Source organism: Pantoea sp. KPR_PJ (genome assembly GCF_041386365.1).
GTDB lineage: Bacteria > Pseudomonadota > Gammaproteobacteria > Enterobacterales > Enterobacteriaceae > Pantoea.
Genome location: NZ_JABMIK010000007.1, coordinates 92923 through 110830 on the forward strand (window position 1 = coordinate 92923; position 17908 = coordinate 110830).

17 protein-coding genes are annotated in these 17908 nt (G+C 56.5%); 9 read left to right on the plus strand and 8 right to left on the minus strand.

Annotated elements, in window-relative coordinates; translation table 11 throughout:
• Window position 1: 1 nt before the first annotated feature.
• The 3 genes from HP564_RS15175 to HP564_RS15185 all read left to right on the plus strand — a co-directional run bounded on the left by HP564_RS15175 (window position 2) and on the right by HP564_RS15185 (window position 2373).
• Window positions 2–808, plus strand: a complete 807-nt coding sequence (locus HP564_RS15175; RefSeq protein WP_371244406.1) for a hypothetical protein — start codon at window positions 2–4, stop codon at window positions 806–808.
• 165 nt (window positions 809–973) lie between these two features.
• On the plus strand, window positions 974–1633 hold the full coding sequence (locus HP564_RS15180) for an SDR family oxidoreductase (protein WP_371244408.1): 660 nt from the start codon (window positions 974–976) through the stop codon (window positions 1631–1633).
• A gap of 80 nt (window positions 1634–1713) precedes the next feature.
• Entirely contained in the window at window positions 1714–2373 is a 660-nt protein-coding gene (locus HP564_RS15185; RefSeq protein WP_371244410.1) for an epoxyqueuosine reductase QueH, read from the plus strand.
• A 51-nt stretch (window positions 2374–2424) separates the two neighbouring features.
• On the opposite strand, the gene HP564_RS15190 is transcribed toward HP564_RS15185, so the two are convergent.
• Window positions 2425–2916, minus strand: a complete 492-nt coding sequence (locus HP564_RS15190; protein WP_371244644.1) for a helix-turn-helix domain-containing protein — start codon at window positions 2914–2916, stop codon at window positions 2425–2427.
• A 400-nt stretch (window positions 2917–3316) separates the two neighbouring features.
• Here HP564_RS15190 and HP564_RS15195 point away from each other — a divergent pair, with 400 nt between their 5' ends.
• Window positions 3317–4339 carry an alpha/beta fold hydrolase gene (locus HP564_RS15195; RefSeq protein ID WP_371244412.1) on the plus strand — a complete coding sequence of 341 codons (1023 nt, stop codon included), beginning with the start codon at window positions 3317–3319 and terminating at the stop codon, window positions 4337–4339.
• On the opposite strand, the gene HP564_RS15200 is transcribed toward HP564_RS15195, so the two are convergent.
• From HP564_RS15200 to proP, 3 genes are all read right to left on the minus strand, one after another.
• A complete protein-coding gene (locus HP564_RS15200) occupies window positions 4336–5307 on the minus strand; it encodes a sensor domain-containing diguanylate cyclase (RefSeq protein WP_371244414.1) in 972 nt (323 codons plus the stop codon). The two genes, HP564_RS15195 and HP564_RS15200, sit on opposite strands and share 4 nt — an antisense overlap.
• Window positions 5308–5419: 112 nt before the next feature.
• Entirely contained in the window at window positions 5420–6397 is a 978-nt protein-coding gene (gene hemB, locus HP564_RS15205) for a porphobilinogen synthase (protein ID WP_123800695.1), read from the minus strand.
• Window positions 6398–6522: 125 nt separating this feature from the next.
• Complete coding sequence (gene proP, locus HP564_RS15210; protein WP_371244416.1) at window positions 6523–8028, minus strand: glycine betaine/L-proline transporter ProP; 1506 nt, start codon at window positions 8026–8028, stop codon at window positions 6523–6525.
• A 439-nt stretch (window positions 8029–8467) separates the two neighbouring features.
• On the opposite strand from proP, the gene HP564_RS15215 reads away from it, so the two are divergent.
• On the plus strand, window positions 8468–8851 hold the full coding sequence (locus HP564_RS15215; RefSeq protein ID WP_371244418.1) for a hypothetical protein: 384 nt from the start codon (window positions 8468–8470) through the stop codon (window positions 8849–8851).
• On the opposite strand, the gene HP564_RS15220 is transcribed toward HP564_RS15215, so the two are convergent.
• Entirely contained in the window at window positions 8843–9802 is a 960-nt protein-coding gene (locus tag HP564_RS15220) for a D-2-hydroxyacid dehydrogenase family protein (protein WP_371244420.1), read from the minus strand. The genes HP564_RS15215 and HP564_RS15220 overlap by 9 nt on opposite strands.
• A complete protein-coding gene (locus HP564_RS15225) occupies window positions 9777–11381 on the minus strand; it encodes an EAL domain-containing protein (RefSeq protein ID WP_371244421.1) in 1605 nt (534 codons plus the stop codon). Before HP564_RS15225 ends, HP564_RS15220 begins: the two co-directional genes overlap by 26 nt.
• 237 nt (window positions 11382–11618) lie before the next feature.
• Here HP564_RS15225 and HP564_RS15230 point away from each other — a divergent pair, with 237 nt between their 5' ends.
• Both HP564_RS15230 and HP564_RS15235 read left to right on the plus strand, forming a co-directional pair.
• On the plus strand, window positions 11619–12383 hold the full coding sequence (locus HP564_RS15230) for a class II aldolase/adducin family protein (RefSeq protein WP_371244422.1): 765 nt from the start codon (window positions 11619–11621) through the stop codon (window positions 12381–12383).
• A 9-nt stretch (window positions 12384–12392) separates the two neighbouring features.
• Complete coding sequence (locus HP564_RS15235) at window positions 12393–13340, plus strand: ABC transporter substrate-binding protein (RefSeq protein ID WP_371244423.1); 948 nt, start codon at window positions 12393–12395, stop codon at window positions 13338–13340.
• A gap of 61 nt (window positions 13341–13401) precedes the next feature.
• Here the strand turns inward: HP564_RS15235 and uxuA are convergent, their stop codons facing one another.
• The gene (uxuA, locus tag HP564_RS15240; protein WP_371244424.1) at window positions 13402–14586 is read right to left on the minus strand and encodes a mannonate dehydratase; all 1185 of its coding nucleotides are present in this window, start codon (window positions 14584–14586) and stop codon (window positions 13402–13404) included.
• 167 nt (window positions 14587–14753) lie between these two features.
• Here uxuA and HP564_RS15245 point away from each other — a divergent pair, with 167 nt between their 5' ends.
• Entirely contained in the window at window positions 14754–15437 is a 684-nt protein-coding gene (locus HP564_RS15245; RefSeq protein WP_371244425.1) for a FadR/GntR family transcriptional regulator, read from the plus strand.
• Here the strand turns inward: HP564_RS15245 and HP564_RS15250 are convergent.
• Complete coding sequence (locus HP564_RS15250; RefSeq protein ID WP_371244426.1) at window positions 15434–16480, minus strand: AI-2E family transporter; 1047 nt, start codon at window positions 16478–16480, stop codon at window positions 15434–15436. The genes HP564_RS15245 and HP564_RS15250 overlap by 4 nt on opposite strands.
• A gap of 192 nt (window positions 16481–16672) precedes the next feature.
• Here HP564_RS15250 and HP564_RS15255 point away from each other — a divergent pair, with 192 nt between their 5' ends.
• The gene (locus HP564_RS15255) at window positions 16673–17890 is read left to right on the plus strand and encodes an MFS transporter (RefSeq protein WP_371244428.1); all 1218 of its coding nucleotides are present in this window, start codon (window positions 16673–16675) and stop codon (window positions 17888–17890) included.
• Window positions 17891–17908: the final 18 nt, after the last annotated feature.

The window sequence follows — 17908 nt, forward strand, 5'->3', positions numbered from 1 at the left end:
GATGGGAACGGCGATATTCATGGTGCTGATGGTGTGCGGCTACTGGTATACCAGTCGCGACCTCTCCAGCCGCTTTAAGGTCCGGCGTAGCATCGGCTGGGATGTCTATTTCCTGGTCGCGCTCTATGGCTGTATCTTCGTCTTACAGGGGATGCTGGCAACGGCCATCGTCTGGCTGATTCTGCTTATTATCTCCAGCACTGCCAATGCGCTACAGATGGTGCCAGGCGAACATCTTCGCTGGCAGATAGAGTTTATGAACTGGAGCTTTCTGGGCATTCAGGCACCGGTGGTGGTGATGCTGGCCTTTGCCGTACTCTTCTGCATGTACCGCTCTAACTGGTCAGAAAGCGCGCGACTGAACAGCAGCGGGCGCAAAGACCTCTATCAGCAGCTCTCTAAATCCAACGGCGTTGAACAACTGCTTTACCAGTGCATGCAGGAGGGCGAGCTGGCCTGGATCACCCTGAAATCGCGCCGCATCTATATTGGCATGGTACATGCGGCTACTTTTGAGTATGAAAACACCGCCAATATTGTGCTGATCCCAATGCTCAGCGGCTATCGCGACAGTAAAACCCTCAGCATGTCGATTGAGCATAACTACAGCCGCTGGTATGCCGAGCACGGTATTACGCTCACCTCTGAGCCAAAGAACGCGATGGCGTTTCGCAAGGTGCTGATGGTGGAGCAGATTGAAAGTCTGTCACTGTTCGACCCCGCCAGCGCCAGTTCGCTGGCGTTAACCCGCAGTGACGGCGTGCCGATGGAAGTACACGGTGCCCTCAATCGCGATGCTCCGCCGTGATTTGACACGATGCTGGCAGTGCGTCCAGCCGTTAAAACGATTCGGGGACGGTACAGGCATCCTTTTTACATTCTGTGCTTTTGCCCCGTCAATCGCCTTCATCATCTCATTTTCTGTACGTCAGACGATAAGCTCATTAAGTCACTTCATCAAAGAGGAACGGATATGGCAGGCAACGCATTAGTCATTGGTGCATCGCGCGGCATCGGTCTGGCGGTGGTAAAAGCACTGGCGGCAGGAGGCTGGCAGGTGACGGCCACTTATCGCAGCAGCGCGCCTGAGGCCCAGGCGCACTGGCACGCGCTGGATATGACGCACCAGCACGAGGTGCAGCAACTGGCCGCGCAGCTCAACGATCAGCAGTTTGACCTCATTCTGATCAACGCAGGCATTGCAGGCCCGTCACATCAGAACCTGTTGCAGAGCAGCGATGAGGAGCTGGCGCAGCTGTTTCTGACCAATGCCATTGCCCCGGTGCGCAGCGCAGAAACGCTGCTGCCGCTGCTTAAGCAGAACGGCGTGATAGGCTTTACCACCTCGATTTTGGGTAGCCTGAATGAAAACGACACGGCAGCGATGCCGATCTACTCCGCCAGTAAATCAGCGCTCAATATGCTGAGCCGTGCGCTGCTGCCGCAGATCAATGCGCATCAGGCCACACTGCTGTCGCTGCATCCGGGCTGGGTTAAAACCGATATGGGCGGCGACGCCGCGCCGGTAACGGTGGAGCAGAGCGGTGAGGGGCTGGTGAAACAGCTGGAGGCCTATCGCGGGCGCGGCGGCCACCACTATGTTGACTACGCCGGTCAGCTGTTGCAGTGGTAAAGTGGGGCGCGCCAGCGCCCCGTTTTGCATCCTCAGGGCTGAAACATTACACTCGCGGCATATTCTGACAAGGAGTTAGCATGTCTCAATCCGTTCAGCGTAAACCGCTGCCGCTGCCTGGCGGCCATAACAAGGTGCTGTTGCACTCCTGCTGCGCGCCCTGTTCCGGCGAGGTGATGGAAGCGATGCTCGCGTCTGGCATCGACTACACCATTTTTTTCTACAACCCCAACATCCATCCGCTAAAAGAGTACGAGCTGCGTAAAGAGGAGAATATCCGCTTTGCCGAGCAGTTTGGCGTACCCTTTGTCGATGCCGATTACGACCGCGATAACTGGTTTGAGCGGGCAAAAGGCATGGAGTGGGAGCCGGAGCGCGGTGAACGCTGCACAATGTGCTTTGATATGCGGTTCGAGCGCACCGCGCTCTATGCGCATGAGCACGGTTTTCCGGTGATCACCAGCTCGCTGGGTATTTCACGCTGGAAGAATATGCAGCAAATTAACGACTGTGGTGTGCGAGCGGCATCGCATTACCCTGATATGCTTTACTGGGAGTACAACTGGCGTAAGGGCGGCGGCTCGGCGCGCATGATTGAAATCAGCAAGCGTGAGCGCTTTTATCAGCAGGAGTATTGCGGCTGTATCTATTCGCTGCGCGACTCTAACCGGCATCGCGTTGCCAGCGGGCGTGAGCGTATTAAAATTGGCGTTCAGTATTACGCGCCAGATGAAGAGTAAAGAATGAAAGGGCACTGTACTGCCCTTTCACGCTTTATGCAGGAAATAACATCAGCACTGCGCATTGTAGGACTCGCCGGTATCAAGGGTGCGGATAGCCAGGCGATTTGCGGTGTAGCCTTTAGCGATCGAACTGGCAGGCTGCGCCTGACGACACAGGGCGCACGGATCCACATTGCCCTCCAGCTGCGCCTGCGTATGGGCATCCAGCTGATGTTTGCGACAGACAAAAGGGGTGCATCCCATCACCTGTTTAAAAGAGCGCGTAAAAGATTGCTGGCTTTCGAAGTGATATTTAACTGCCAGCGTAATAATCGGCACCGAGCTGTTTTTTAACTCATGCACGCAGGCAGCCAGTTTTCTTTTGCGAATGTAACGTGCCAGCGTTTCATTACGTCGACGCGCAAACAGTTTCTGCAAATACCATTTAGAATAACCCGCTTTTTCGGCGATATCGTCAATGCTGAGCCGCTTATCAAGATGGTTATTAATCCAGTCGGTAATGGTATCAATGACCTCTTCGTTGTGTTTTTTATCGCACATCATCCACCTCGTCTAAAATGTGTGCGCAGTGTAAAGAAAAAAATGTTTCGCTATGCACGTCTTCAGTAAAGAAGTCTCAATAAATGCATTATTTATTTTTGTAATGGGTGAAAAATGCGAAGCTTATTGTCAAATGAAATGACATGTTATTATCCTGGCTTCTATTAGTGAATAAGTAATAACTGAGATGTGAATAAATGTAATTGCCAGAATGACGCATGCCTTCTGTGCTTTTTAAAAGAATAGAAAGAACGTGACTGTTTGTTTCAGACGAGCAGGAAAAAGGACGCAGGCGAGCGCCCTTCTTGTGAGAAAAATATTCGCGTGACACAGCACAACAATACGGTCAGTGCCCGCGCGTGTCACACTGCCTTTCTTTTGCCTCTGTGGAGATCGCCCTATGTACCCGATATCTGGCCTGAAGAAACCGCTTGCCCTCTTGCTCGCGTCAATAACGCTTTTTGTCACGGCGCCAGGGAGGGCGGCGAGCACCTATGGTGAACAGCTGGAAGGGTTTCAGTATCCCTTTACGCTACAGCATTTCAGTTTTTCCTCTCAGCAGCAGCCGCTGAGCATGGGCTATATGGATGTCAAACCCGCCGGCAACGCCAACGGTCAAACGGTGGTACTGCTGCATGGTAAGAACTTTTGCGGCGCAACCTGGGAGGAGAGTATTCGTGCGCTGAGCGCAGCGGGCTATCGTGTTGTTGCGCCCGATCAAATCGGCTTTTGCAGCGCCAGTAAGCCCAGCCACTATCAGTACAGCTTTCAGCAGCTGGCCGACAACACGCACCAGCTGCTGGCTCACCTGAACATCAGGAAAGCGATAATCGTGGGGCATTCCACTGGCGGTATGCTTGCCACCCGCTACGCGCTGATGTATCCCAACAACACGCAGCAACTGGTGCTGGTTAACCCTATCGGTCTGGAAGACTGGAAAGCAAAAGGCGCGCCCTGGCGTAGCGTTGATCAATGGTATCAGCGCGAGCTGAAGCTCGACGCGACAGGCATTAAAAAGTATGAGCAGCACACCTACTATAGCGGCCAGTGGAAGCCGGACTATGACAAATGGGTCGATATGCTGGCTGGGCTGAATGCCGGCCCGGGTCATAAAAAGGTCGCGTGGAACTCTGCGCTCATCTACGACATGATTTTTACCCAGCCGGTATTTTATGAGTTTAGTGAACTGAAGGTGCCGACCACGTTAATGATCGGCACGGCCGATACCACCGCTATCGGCAGCGACATCGCCTCGCCAGAGGTAAAAGCAAGACTGGGACACTATGAGGTATTGGGTAAGGAGACGGCGAAGCGCATCCCTGGGGCGCAGCTGATCGAGTTTCCCGGCATGGGGCATGCGCCACAGATGGAAGCGCCCGCAAAATTTAACCAGGCGCTTATCCGCGCGTTATCGCCGCGTTAAAGGGGCGCTTTCTTCTCATTTTTTGCAGCGTACATGCGTGCGTCGCTGCCTTCCAGCATCTGCTCCAGGCTTTGCGGTTTGTTTGCCTCAAACTCAACAATACCTGACGAGAAGTGCAGCGCGTAGCGCCGGTTCAGGCTACGCGTCTGCTGTTGCAGGTAGCGCTCAAAATCCCTGAGCAGCGCGTCCGCTTCAGGCTGACGCAGTCCGTTAAACAGCACCACAAATTCATCGCCACCGAGCCGGGCAAAGAGATCGGAATGGCGAAAACAGACTTTCATCGCATCGGCAAAATCCATCAGTGCGCGATCGCCTTCACGATGACCGAGGGTGTCATTGATCTGCTTAAACTTATCCAGGTCAAGAAAGGTCAAACTGGCTGGGCGCTGTTTTAACAGGCAGTCGTTCAGCACCAGCTGGCCCAGCGTCATAAAGCCACGCCGGTTGGTAATCTGAGTCAGCTCATCGCAGGTGGCAGTCTGAAACGCCGCCAGTTCGGCTTCCGCCATGGCAGCCAGATCGCTTAGCGTTGCGCGGTCTTCGGCGCTGAACTCGCGTGGCTCAGGGCCAAGAATGCAGAGCGTTCCCACGTTGACGCCGCCCGGTCCCTGCAGCGGGCAGCCCGCGTAAAAGCGAATGTGAGGCTCGCCTGTCACCAGTGGATTATCGTGAAAACGGCTGTCGTTCAGCGCGTTCTCAATCACCATGACCTCATCCTGCAAAATGGTATGGCCGCAAAATGAGATGTCGCGCCGGGTATGGGAGGCGTCATAGTGGCCAGAAATAGATTTAAACCACTGCTGGTTCGCTTCCACAAGGCTGACCAGCGCAATCGGCGCATTGAACAGACGGCGAGCCAGGCGCGTCAGGCGGTCAAAACGCTCTTCCGGCGGCGTATTGAGAATTTTCAAACTGTGCAGTTCTGCAAGGCGTTGCGCCTCATTAGCAGGGTGTTGAGGTGCTCTCATCGCGGTACTCTTGTTGTTAGTTATACGGGTGGAGTGAAGCTGGTGTTGCCACGAAGGCGAAAAAGAGATCCTGCGATCGTTGCGATGGCCGACCGCAGGAGAGTGGAGACAATCAGAGCACTTTTTGTTCGGCGAGATCAAGGGCAAAATAGCTAAAAATCAGGTCAGCACCGGCACGCTTGATGGCCCCCAGGCTTTCCAGCACCACGTTACGCTCATCAATGGCACCCGCCTGAGCGGCGAATTTAATCATGGCGTATTCGCCGCTCACCTGGTACGCAGCCAGCGGCAGCTCAGTACGGTCGCGGATTTCACGCAGGACATCCAGATAGGCTCCGGCAGGTTTTACCATCAGCGAATCTGCGCCTTCAGCAGCGTCAATCAGCGACTCGCGAATCGCTTCGCGACGGTTCATCGGATTCATCTGATAAGTCTTACGATCGCCTTTCAGCGCGGTACCCGCTGCTTCGCGGAACGGACCGTAGAAAGAGGAAGCGAACTTGGTGGAGTAGGACATGATAGCGGTCTGGGTAAAGCCCGCTGCGTCCAGCGCCTGGCGGATTGCCTTCACCTGGCCATCCATCGCCGCTGACGGGGCGATAAAATCTGCTCCGGCTGCGGCTGCCACCACGGCCTGTTTGCCAAGATTGATCAGGGTAGCATCGTTATCAACGCCGTGATCGCACAGTACGCCACAGTGACCGTGGCTGGTATATTCACAGAAGCAGGTGTCGGACATGACGATCATTTCCGGCACCGTGTCCTTACAGATGCGTGACATACGCGCGACCAGACCGTTTTCATTCCAGGCATCGCTGCCGGTCGCGTCAGTGTGGTGCGAAATACCGAATGTCATCACCGAACGGATGCCCGCTTTGGCGATGCGCTCAATCTCATAGGCAAGGCGTTTTTCCGGAATGCGCATCACGCCCGGCATCGCCTCAATCGCTTTGTAATCGTCAACGCCTTCCTCAACGAAAATCGGCAGAGCCAGATCGTTCAGGCTGAGAGAGGTTTCCTGGAAGAGTTCACGCATCGCCGGGCTGGAGCGCAGCCGTCTTGGACGCTGTAGCAGAGAAAAGTCAGACATATTCATTCTTACGCAGGTGAAAAAAGTAGCGTTAGTGTACTCCTTTTAGGAGAGAAGAATGAAGAATGTGTGCGGCGAAGAAAGGGCCAAAAAAATTCTCCCGCCGGGCGGCGGGAGAAATCAGGTTACTCGTTGATATCGGGATGCTGCTGCACCAGATTCTTACGCTTCGCCTCCAGGCGCGCGATCTCGGCATCAATATCTTCGATTTTCTGCTCGATGTTGTCGTGATGCTCCTGCAGGATTTCACGCGCTTCTTCGAGGTCAGAAGCCGCAGGCGTCGCACCGCGTAGCGGTTTGTTCGCGGTCTCTTTCATGTAAATACCGGTAATCAGACCAATCACCGCTACCACCATCAGATAGTAGGCAGGCATATAGAGATTACTGGTTGCCTCTACCAGCCATGCTGCTACGGTCGGGGTCAGACCGGCAATCAACACGGAAATGTTAAAGGCACTTGCCAGCGCGCTGTAGCGGATATGCGTCGGGAACATCGCCGGCAGTGACGAGGCCATCACGCCGGTAAAGGCGTTAAGGATAACCGCCAGCAGCAGCAGACCCGCGAAGATAAGCCCCAGCACGCCACTGTTAATCAGCGTGAAGGCCGGAATGGCAAAAATCAGCAGCGCGATACTGCCGATGATAACAAACGGACGACGGCCAAAACGGTCACTGAGCATACCCATTACCGGCTGCACAAACAGCATACCGATCATAATGGCGATGATAATGAGTACGCCGTGATCTTCTGAGTAGTGCAGATTATGCGACAGGTAGCTCGGCATATAGGTCAGCAGCATGTAGTAGGTCACGTTGGTCGCGATGACCAGACCGATACAGGCAAGCAGACTTTTCCAGTGTTTGCTGGCGATCTCTTTGAACGACACCTTAGGCCCATCGCGCAGCCCTTCACGGTCGCCTTGCTCCAGTTTCTCAACGTGCTGCTGGAACGCCGGGGTTTCTTCCAGCGCATGACGCAGATAGAGACCGATAAGACCAAGCGGCAGAGCAAGGAAGAACGGCAGACGCCAGCCCCATTCCATAAACTTCGCTTCGCCAATAATTGCCGAGATCAGCACCACAATACCTGCGCCGAGCACAAAGCCGGCGATAGAACCAAAATCGAGCCAGCTGCCCATAAAGCCGCGCTTACGGTCGGGCGAATATTCTGCGACAAAGATTGAGGCGCCGGTATATTCACCGCCGACGGAAAAGCCCTGCGCCATTTTGGCAACCAGCAGCAGAATCGGTGCCCAGATGCCGATGGAGGCATAGGAGGGTATCAGACCGATACAGAAGGTACTGACCGACATGATAATGATGGTGATCGACAGAATTTTCTGGCGACCATACTTATCGCCCAGCATACCGAAGAACAGGCCGCCCAGCGGACGAATAAGGAAAGGAACAGAGAACGTACCGAGTGCGGCGATCATCTGCACGCCCGGTGACGCATCGGGGAAAAAGACCTTACCCAGTGCGTAAGCCACAAAGCCATACACACCAAAATCGAACCATTCCATCGCATTACCCAGCGATGCTGCGGTAATAGCTTTACGCAAACGGGCATCATCAATGATGGTGACGTCATCCAGCCCAATAGGTTTGACACGCTTCCTACGTAGTTTCATAAAGTTACCCTGTAATAGCACATGAAAGTCCTCAAGGTCGCGAACCGGGTGAAGCAGACAGTCCGCGGCATTGAGAAAATTTAAGCATAGCCGTTTGGCAGAATTTTCCACTGGCTACCAGACGCGATAATTAGTGTTGAAATTATTGCATCAGGTGGCAGAGTATACCGTTTTTGTTAGATATTTGTCATGTTTGGTCTGATATTGACCTTTTTCACCGAGAATAGCTTCTCGCCTGACAGGCGAAAACGCGGCAAAAAAAAGCGCGTTGCGTCAGGCGATTTTTCTCAAAATTTGAGGACGCGCAATCTGCTGCTTTAGCCCCGGTGGGCGTTTTCTGGAAACCGGAGCGAGCCAAAGCCCCATGGCTGACGCGGCTTCCCTTGCAGCACATTGATTAATCAGTAATAATTCGCCTGTTATTGTTAACGGAGGATCAATGGTAAGGAAAGAGACCGCTCCCTTCGCCAACCCGTGGCTACTGGCCATCGACAGCACAGAACAGAAACTCATCCGTTACGCTTTGTCTTCCCCGGTGCCAGAAACCGCGCACAGCCTCTGGCACAGTTATCACTCGCTGATGGTAGCTCAGAAGCAGCCCGCCCGGGTTAATGGCTGGCTGTTCGCGAAGCCCCCGGCAGCCAGCATTAGTAGCGCAGTGACACCACCCGAGGAAACGTATCAGCAGCTGTTGCCTACGCTGATGCGCATTAGCCAACGGCTACAGACGCAAGAGCCGTGGATATCATCAGGCAATCAGGAAGAGAGCGTTGAGGTGGCGCTGCGCGTGGCCAGAAAGCAGCGTGCAGGGCGATTAAAGTAGCGAACGCAGCGGCTGGTGCCGCAGCCAGGCGGCAATGTCCTCAACCGCCTGAGCAAAATAGCGCCGGTAATTATCATCAGCGACATAGCCCAGGTGCGGTGTCGCCAGCACGTTTGGCAACTGCCTTAGCGGATGACTGGCAGGCAGCGGCTCGGTCTCGAAGACGTCCAGCGCGGCCCCCGCCAGCGGACCCGAACGCAGAGCGGCCAGCATCGCCTGTTGATCTACCAGGCCCGCACGTGCGGTATTAATGAGCAGCGCGCCCGGCTTCATCTGTGCCAGTGCAGCGGCGTCGAGCAGATGGCGCGTGCGCTCGCTTAGTACCAGATGGAGAGAAACCACGTCGCTTACTGCCAGCAACGCCGCTAACGACGGCATCAGCTCGACCCCACATTCAGCCGCACGCTGGCTCGTCAGATTCTGGCTCCAGGCACAAACCCGCATACCAAATGCCTGTGCCACTTTTGCCATACCGCCGCCAATCTTGCCCAGCCCGATCAGCCCCAGGGTTTTTCCCTCCAGCGCGAGGCCCAGATGCTGCTGCCAGGGGCCGCCGGCACGCAGCGCCTGGTTTTCCGGCACGATATGGCGCGCCAGCGCCAGCAGCAGACCCCAGGTCAGCTCAAGCGGCGGTGCGCTGCTGCTGGCGGTGCCGCACACGGCAATACCGCGCGCGCGGCAGGCGTCAAGATCGATGGCGGCATTACGCATGCCCGAGGTAACGATAAGCTTCAGGCGCGGCAGCTGCGCCAGACGGGCGGCGGTGAGGGGAGTGCGTTCACGCATCACCACCAGAATATCGCTGTCAGCAAGCATGGCGATCAGGCTTTCATCGTCGGCGAGATGCTGCTGCAACGATCGCGTCTGGACAGCAGGATAGAGCGAAGACCAGTCCGCCAGCGTTAGCGCCACGTTCTGGTAATCATCAAGAAGGGTGCAGTTGAGCATCATCAGCTTCCTCGGTACGCAGCGGCTGCTGCCCATATTCCGCCAGCCAGGCAATCAGCGTGCAGTTATCCATTGGACAAGCATAATAGTAGCCCTGAATAAAGGTGACGCCGCGCTGGCGCAGATAGAGATATTGCAGCGACGTTTCAACGCCTTCGCCCAGTACCTCCAGCTGTAGCTTATGGCTGAGATTAATGATGGCATCCAGTACTGGCGTTTCGCCTGACAGCGACTCAATGGCGTTAATAAAACCGCGATCGATTTTTAAATAGTCCAGCGCAAAGGTTTGCAGATAGCTCAGCGAGCAGTGCCCGGTGCCGAAATCATCAATAGCAACCTTCATTCCCTCTGCGCGCAGGCGATCGAGCTTTCTTGCCACCTCTTCGCCATCTTTGATCAGGCTGCGCTCGGTCAGTTCCAGGGTAATCTGCAGCTGCTTGTGCTTAACCTTGTCGGCGAAGTCCAGCATATCGTCGATGAACGCCGGATGTTGCAGATGCTCGGCGGCGAGGTTGATACCGATATGAAAACCGGGCGCGACGTTCCACTGCTGAACGTCATCGACAATTAACTCCAGCAGGTGCTGGGTGAGCGGCACGATCATACCTTCCGTCTCAGCGGCGCTGATAAAAATATCAGGGGAGATGATGTCACCGTTCGGGCGCGTCCAGCGCAGCAGCGCCTCTACGCCTGCGCACCTTTGCGTGTTGTTGTGATAGACCGGCTGGTAGTGCACCGACAACTGGTGCGAACGAATGGCGCGGCGGATTTCGTCCCGCCAGGAAATACGACGCTGCAACCAGTTGGCAGTCAGGACCATCAGCAAAACAGAGAGAATGGCCGTCATCGGCAGAAAAATAAACATCACCTGCCGCCAGGCGCGCATCAGCTCTGAAACAGGCGTTTCGATAGTGACGCTGACAGGATAGCGGCTCGACTCTGCCTGATAGATCGGGGCAGTTAACAGACCTGAGGATGCCGCGGGCTGTTCACCCTGAAAAATGGGGGCGCCGTTATTAAAACGCATACTGACCCGATAACCCCGCGCTTCGCCAATCGCGCTCATAAAGTCCATCAGATACTGGCCGTCGATAATGGCCCAGAAACCTTCGTTATCTGCCAGCTGACGCACAAAAATCACTGCCGGGCGCTGCGGCACACCCGCTGTGCCTGCCAGAGAAAGACTCCACCAGGCTTTACCGGTTACCGGCGGCGCGCGCAGCATCATTTCGCTGAGCGTGCCGGGATTGATGCCATACGCGGACGAACAGGTGACTCGCTCTCCTTCCAGCTTACCAATGGCCCGGAAATAGGCATTGAGAGTGCCTGCACGCTGTAAAACGCTTTCGATCTCACTGCAAGACTTGTAGTGATACTGACGTAGCCAGGTAATCATATCCCAGGCGCTGTCGCTCATTTTTTCGGCCTGTGAAAGCAGGGCATTTGCGGCACCGATCTGCTGCTGTTTTACAGTATGTCGCGCATCAATAGCGGTAAACAGAATGCCAAGCAGTAAAGGCAGCACCCCGGACAAAATAATGATGACTCTTGCGTAGTCGCGTTTTCGTTCTAACAGCGGCACCGCGAATTCCTCTGAAAGTTGGTCTGACTGCGAGGAGGCGCAAATTTAGTCAGCGCAGCATAGCACGCCCTCAGGCCGTGCAGGGTAGCGTTTTGCCTGTGCAGGCGGGTGATGCAGATCAAGTATCGACCGGGCATTGCATTTATTGACATAGTTTTGCCGCTTTTGGTATTTCCCTGTAGTGAAAATGCTGTGCAACGATGACGCCACACTGAATAGTTAAAAAAAGAGGCGCATATGAGTACGGCAACGCTGACATCCCCTTCTCTGCAACAACGGATTTCTGACGCGGAGTGGCAGGCGCGCGTCAGGCTGGCGCAGGCCTATCATCTGGCAGCGAAACTGCGCTGGACCGATCATATCTACACCCATTTCTCACTGCGCGTACCGGGCGATGACCCCCACTTTCTGATTAATGCTTTCGGTCAGACCTTCGACGAAATCGAGCCGGAAACCCTGGTAAAAATCGACATTGATGGCAATGTCATTGACGATCCGACCGGGCTGGGGATCAACCCGGCGGGCTTTGTTATCCACAGCGCCATCCATCGCGCACGCCCCGATGCCCATGCGGTGATGCATACCCATACGGCGGCGGGCATTGGCGTGTCGGCACAGAAGCAGGGGCTGCTGATGATTTCGCAGCACAGCACGCGCTTTCACAACCGTGTCGCCTATCACGACTATGAGGGGATCGCGCTCGATCTCGACGAGCAGCAGCGCATCGTCGCCGATCTGGGCGATCTCAACGCGCTGATTTTGCGCAATCACGGTCTGCTGACCGCAGGCGGCAGCATCGAAGAGGCGTTTTATAACCTCTACTACCTTGAGCGCGCCTGTCAGGCGCAGCTGGCGGCGCAGTCTGGCGGAGCGGAACTGATCATCCTGCCGGAGGCGGTGTCAGAAAAAGCGGCGCAGGCGTTCGACAACAGCATTCGCAATAAAAAATATCAGCTGCACTGGGATGCCTATATCCGCCAGCTTAACCGCAACACCCTGTAAGGAAGCTCAATGAACAGACTAAAAGGTTTTGCGGCCGCGTTGCTGCTGAGTGTCAGCGCGATGGCGCAGGCTGCGCCCGATCTCAGCAAGGTTACGCTGGTACTGGGCGACCAGGCGCGTAACCTGCGTTCGCTGGTGGAGGCGTCCGGCGTGCTGAAGGATGCGCCTTACCAGTATCGCTGGGCCAATTTTCAGGGAGCCGCGCCGCTGTTTGAAGCACAGCGCGCCGGAGCGGTAGATACCTCTTACGCCGGTGACCTGCCGGTGCTGATGGCGGCCTCCGGCGGCGTGCCGTTGAAAATTATCGCCACCAACGTTGGTGATGCCGGATCGAACGGGCTGATCGTACCCGCCGATTCACCGGTGCAGAGCGTGAAGGATTTGACGGGCAAGGAGGTGGTCGTTTCTTCAGCGCGCGGCAGTATTTCTCAGCATTTGCTGTATGAGGCTCTGGAAGAGGCGAAGGTGCCGCGCGACGCGGTGCCGGTACGTTTTGTGTTGCCAACCGACGCCAGCGCCGCCTTTAACGCCGGGCAGATTGGCGCATGGGCAACATTTGATCCCTATCTCGGCATTGCCGAACAGCACGGTGCACGCCTGCTGCGTGATGGCGAGGGGCTGACCACCGCGCTCTCTTTTGTTACCGCCACCCAGAAATCGCTGGAAGATACAGGTAAACGCGCGGCGATTGCTGACTTTGCCCGGCGGCTGGCGAAAGCGCGTGAATGGGCGCTGACGCATAAAGCGGAGTACAACCAGGTCTATGCGCAGCTGACGCGTCTGCCGCCTGCGGATGCAGAGAAGATTACGGCGCGCATTTCACACGGCATTCGCGCCGTCACGTCAGAGGATATTGCCAACGTGCAGAAGGTGTCCGATCTCTTTAGCGAACTGCACATTCTGCCAAACAAGGTGGATGTGGCGGCCATTACCGATCGCAGCCTGTTTCCGCAGTAAGCGAAACCGGACAAAGGCGGCGCAGCCCCTCTGTGGGATCGGTGAGCCGCCTGCCTGTCTCCTAGTCACTGAACAGGGTCTGACGCAGCGCCAGCTCGACTCCGCGCAGCTCTGCCAGACCCTTCAGGCGGCCAATCGCCGAATAGCCGGGATTGGTGCGCTTGTGCAGGTCGTCGAGCATCTGATGGCCGTGATCGGGCCGCATCGGAATCGCATGCTTCTTACCTGCGCGGCGGCGGCGCTGCTCTTCAGCCAGGATCACCTTAATCACGCCGACCATATCGACATCGCCCGCCAGATGCGCCGCTTCATGAAAGCTGTTGGGGTTTTCTTCGCGCTGCGTGGCGCGCAGATGGATAAAGTTAATACGGTCGGCAAACCGCTCTGCCATCTGCGTCAGATTATTGTCGGCGCGCACGCCATACGAGCCGGTGCAAAAACAGAAGCCGTTATGCAGGCTGTCCACCGTCTCTTTGAGCCACTGCATATCCTCTTCAGTCGAGATGATACGCGGCAGGCCGAGAATAGGGCGCGGCGGATCGTCCGGGTGCACCGCCAGCCTGATGCCCACTTCTTCAGCGACCGGCACAATGGCACGCAGAAACTCAGCCATATGTTCGCGTAGCCTGGCCTTGTCGATACCCTCATACTGTGCCAGCTGGGCACTAAACTGCTCCAGCGTGTAGCCCTCTTCGGCTCCCGGCAAACCCGCGATAATATTGCGCGTCAACAGCGCCTTATCATCATCGCTCATGGCGGCGAAACAACGTGCTGCGGCCGCCTGCTCAGCGGCGGTATAGTCCTGTTTTGCGCCGGGACGCTGCAAGATATGCAGCTCGAAGGCCGCGAACGCATCGGCATCGAAGCGCAGCGCTTTTGCGCCGTCCGGCAGCGTCCAGGCGAGATCGGTGCGGGTCCAGTCGAGCACGGGCATAAAGTTGTAGCAGACGGTATCAATGCCGCACGCCGCCAGGTTGCGGATCGACTGCTGGTAGCTGGCGATATAGCGCTGGTAGTCGCCGCGCTGGGTCTTAATCGCCTCATGCACGGGAATACTTTCGACGACTGACCAGACCAGCCCTTTTTCTGCCAGCAGTGCCTGGCGCGCCTTGATCTCTTCTATCGGCCAGACCTCACCGTTAGGAATATGGTGCAGTGCGGTCACGATGCCGGTTGCACCGGCCTGACGCGCGTCGTCTAACGAAACCGGATCGTTGGGGCCATACCAGCGCCATGTCTGTTCCATTCTCTCTCCTTAGCCGCAAAATTTGGCCCAGTGGTCAGGCCGCTGGACCAAGAGTATGCTAGCCTGACGGCAAAGGCCGTGATCGCGATCGCAGCGCGGGGAATTCCCCGGCGCAGAAAGCGCGCGCGGCCTGTGCTACGCTGCCTCGCCGCTGACAGGAGAAAAATATGGCGCTGACTGCACTTAAAACGGAACGTCTTTATCGCCAGATCGCGAATGCGATTGTGGAGAGCATTAAACGTGGCGATTTTGCCCCAGGCGCGGCACTGCCGCCGGAGCGGGAGCTGGCGAAGCAGCTGAGCGTTAGCCGATCTTCCGTGCGCGAGGCGCTGATTGCGCTGGAGATGACCGGCTGGGTTGATATTCGCACCGGCAATGGCGTGTTTGTCATGCAGCCGCTGCCGCAGGCGGGTGCTGCCGCTGAAGAGGCGGAGTTTGGCCTGCAGGATCTGCTACAGGCGCGGCTGGCGTTTGAAGGCATGCTGGCAGAACTGGCCGCACAGCATGGCACAGCGGCGCAGCGCGGCCAGCTACGCGCGCTGGCGGAGACGCTACTGAACTACCGTGCCAATGACGCAGCGTTCCTTGAACAGGACAAGCGCTTTCACCTGCTGATCAGCGAAATGAGTGGCAATGAGGTGCTGCGCGATATGATGGAGTATCTGTGGAACAAGCGCGACAGTGCGCACTTTCGGCGGCTGGAGCGTCATTACGCAGACAACGCGTTTACCGACGAGATGAATCGCGACCACCAGCAGATCGCAGCGGCTATCTGTGCAGGCGACAGCGCTGCAGCCCGTGCCGCAATGGTTTCCCACCTGACACAGGTACAGCAGCGTCTGCTCGGTTAAATTTTATGGCGTTTAGGCCGCCCTGCGCCCAGCATAATCGCCAGTCGGCTGCCGCCCGGCGTGGTTTCCATCAGGATCTTGGTAATGCTGGTCAGCGGCACGGAAAGCAGCATGCCAACCGGTCCCAGCAGCCAGCCCCAGAAAATCAGCGACAGGAATACCACCAGCGTCGAAAGCCCGAGGCCGCGCCCCATGACGCGTGGCTCCAGCATATTGCCAAACACCATATGAATAGCGATAAACAGCGCCGCGATCAGCGCCGCATCATAGCCGCTGTTGAGCAGCAGCGCCTGTAGCACCGGGGGAATACCGGCGATGATTGGCCCAATATTGGGGATATAGTTGAGAATAAAGGCCACTACGCCCCACAGCAGTGCGAATTTGATATCGAGCAGAAACAGTGAAGCCCATACCGCCAGGCCAGTAATCAGGCTGATCAGGGTTTTCAAAGCCAGGTAGTGCGTCACGCCTTTCAGCGCCCTGTGGAGCCCGGCAATACGGATCTGCGGGTTAGTCAGCGCATTACGCATTTTATAGGGCAGATGATGCACTTCGAACAGCATAAAGACGACCGTCAGGATCAGCAGCACAAAATTACTCATCATCCCCGAGAACTGCGTCAGTGCGACGGTGGCGAACGACATCAGCATATTGGGATCGAAGCGCTGTACCAGCGTGGTGGTGGAGACGTGGATGCCGATGCCGGATGCCAGATGCTGCACTACCGTCATTTTCTGCTCCATCGTGGCGCGCAGCTGCGGATAGAGATCGGAAAACTCGCTTACGGAACTGGCCAGCACTGCCACCAGCAGCAAAATCACGATGAAAATAACCGTGATCACTACCATGATCGCCAGCCCGCGCCGCCAGCCGCGCCGCATCAGGAAAGTGACGATAGGGTTCAGCACAATGGCAAAAAACGCAGCCAGTAAGAAGGGCACCATAATATCGGAGGCAGCACGGATCCCGGCGAGGATAATCACCAGCATCGCCAGCTTTATTAAAATACTTTGTCCTATTTTTTCCTGCTGTAGTTCGCTCATTCCCTCTCCTGAAAGGCCAGACCGCAGTGTGTAGTGTAGCTGATGGGTAATTAAACGTCTGATTCGGCTCTGAAAGCGCACCGGAGCCAGCGAAGGTTATTCCGTCGAGCCTGACGGATGCACGCGCAGCGAAAGCGGGTATAGTAAGCTTTCCTGCATATGAAATTCAGTCAACCACGAGCGTAATTTGTCATGCCAGATCAACCCGCAGCGGAACCTGCTCATAAGGGCATCGGATTAACCCTCCTGATTATCTCCATTGTTATCTACAACTTCGCCAGCTATCTCACTATCGGTTTGCAGCTGGCGGTGTTGCCCGGCATCGTCCATGACCAGCTTGGTTACAGCGCTTTCTGGGCGGGCGTGGTAATCAGTCTGCAATATCTGGCAACGTTGCTGAGTCGCCCGCATGCCGGACGCTATGCGGATCTCTGGGGACCTAAACGCGTGGTCATCCTCGGCCTGGCGGGCGTGCTGCTCAGTGGGCTGTGCTATTTACTGGCAACCGGCTTTGCGGCCTCTCCCGCGATCAGTCTGGCACTGCTCTGTATCGGACGGGTGATCCTCGGTATCGGTCAAAGCTTTACCGGCACCGGCGCCTCGCTGTGGGGCGTGGCGCGCGTCGGCTCGTTGCATATTGGCCGGGTTATTTCATGGAACGGCATCTGCACATACGGCGCTATGGCGCTGGGCGCTCCGCTGGGCGTGATGATTTATCGTCACGGTGGCCTGCTGCTGCTCTCGGCAACGATTGTCGCGATCTGCGCGCTGGCGATCGTGCTGGCGCTGCCGCGTCCGCCGGTCAAAGGCAGCCGCGCCCGGCCGCTGCCGTTTCGCGACGTGCTGGGCAAAGTCTACGGTTTTGGGCTCATCCTGGCGATGGGATCGGCGGGCTTTGGCGTCATTGCTACCTTTATTACCCTGTTCTACCAGGCGAAAGGCTGGGACGGGGCGGCGTTCGCCCTGACGCTCTTCAGCGCGGCCTTTGTTGGCACGCGCCTGCTGTTTCCCAATGCGATTAACCGGCTTGGCGGGCTGCGCGTTGCCAGCGCCTGTCTGGCCGTCGAGGCGATCGGGCTATTTCTGGTGGCGGGTGCGTTTGATCCCTGGATGGCAAAAACCGGCGCGCTACTGACCGGTGCAGGCTTCTCGCTGGTCTTCCCGGCGCTTGGCGTGGTCGCAGTGAAAGCGGTACCGCAGGCGAATCAGGGCAGCGCGCTGGCGACCTATACCGCCTTTATGGATCTGGCGCTGGGCATAACGGGGCCAGTGGCGGGCTTTATTATGAGTTTTGCGGGCGTTCCGCTGGTCTATCTGCTCACCGCGCTGCTGGTCTGCGTGGGGCTGTTTTGCACGATGCGGCTGATGCGGCAGCTGGCGGCTGCGCCAGCAGAGGTAAAAGAGAGCTAAAAAAGCGGCCTCCGACCG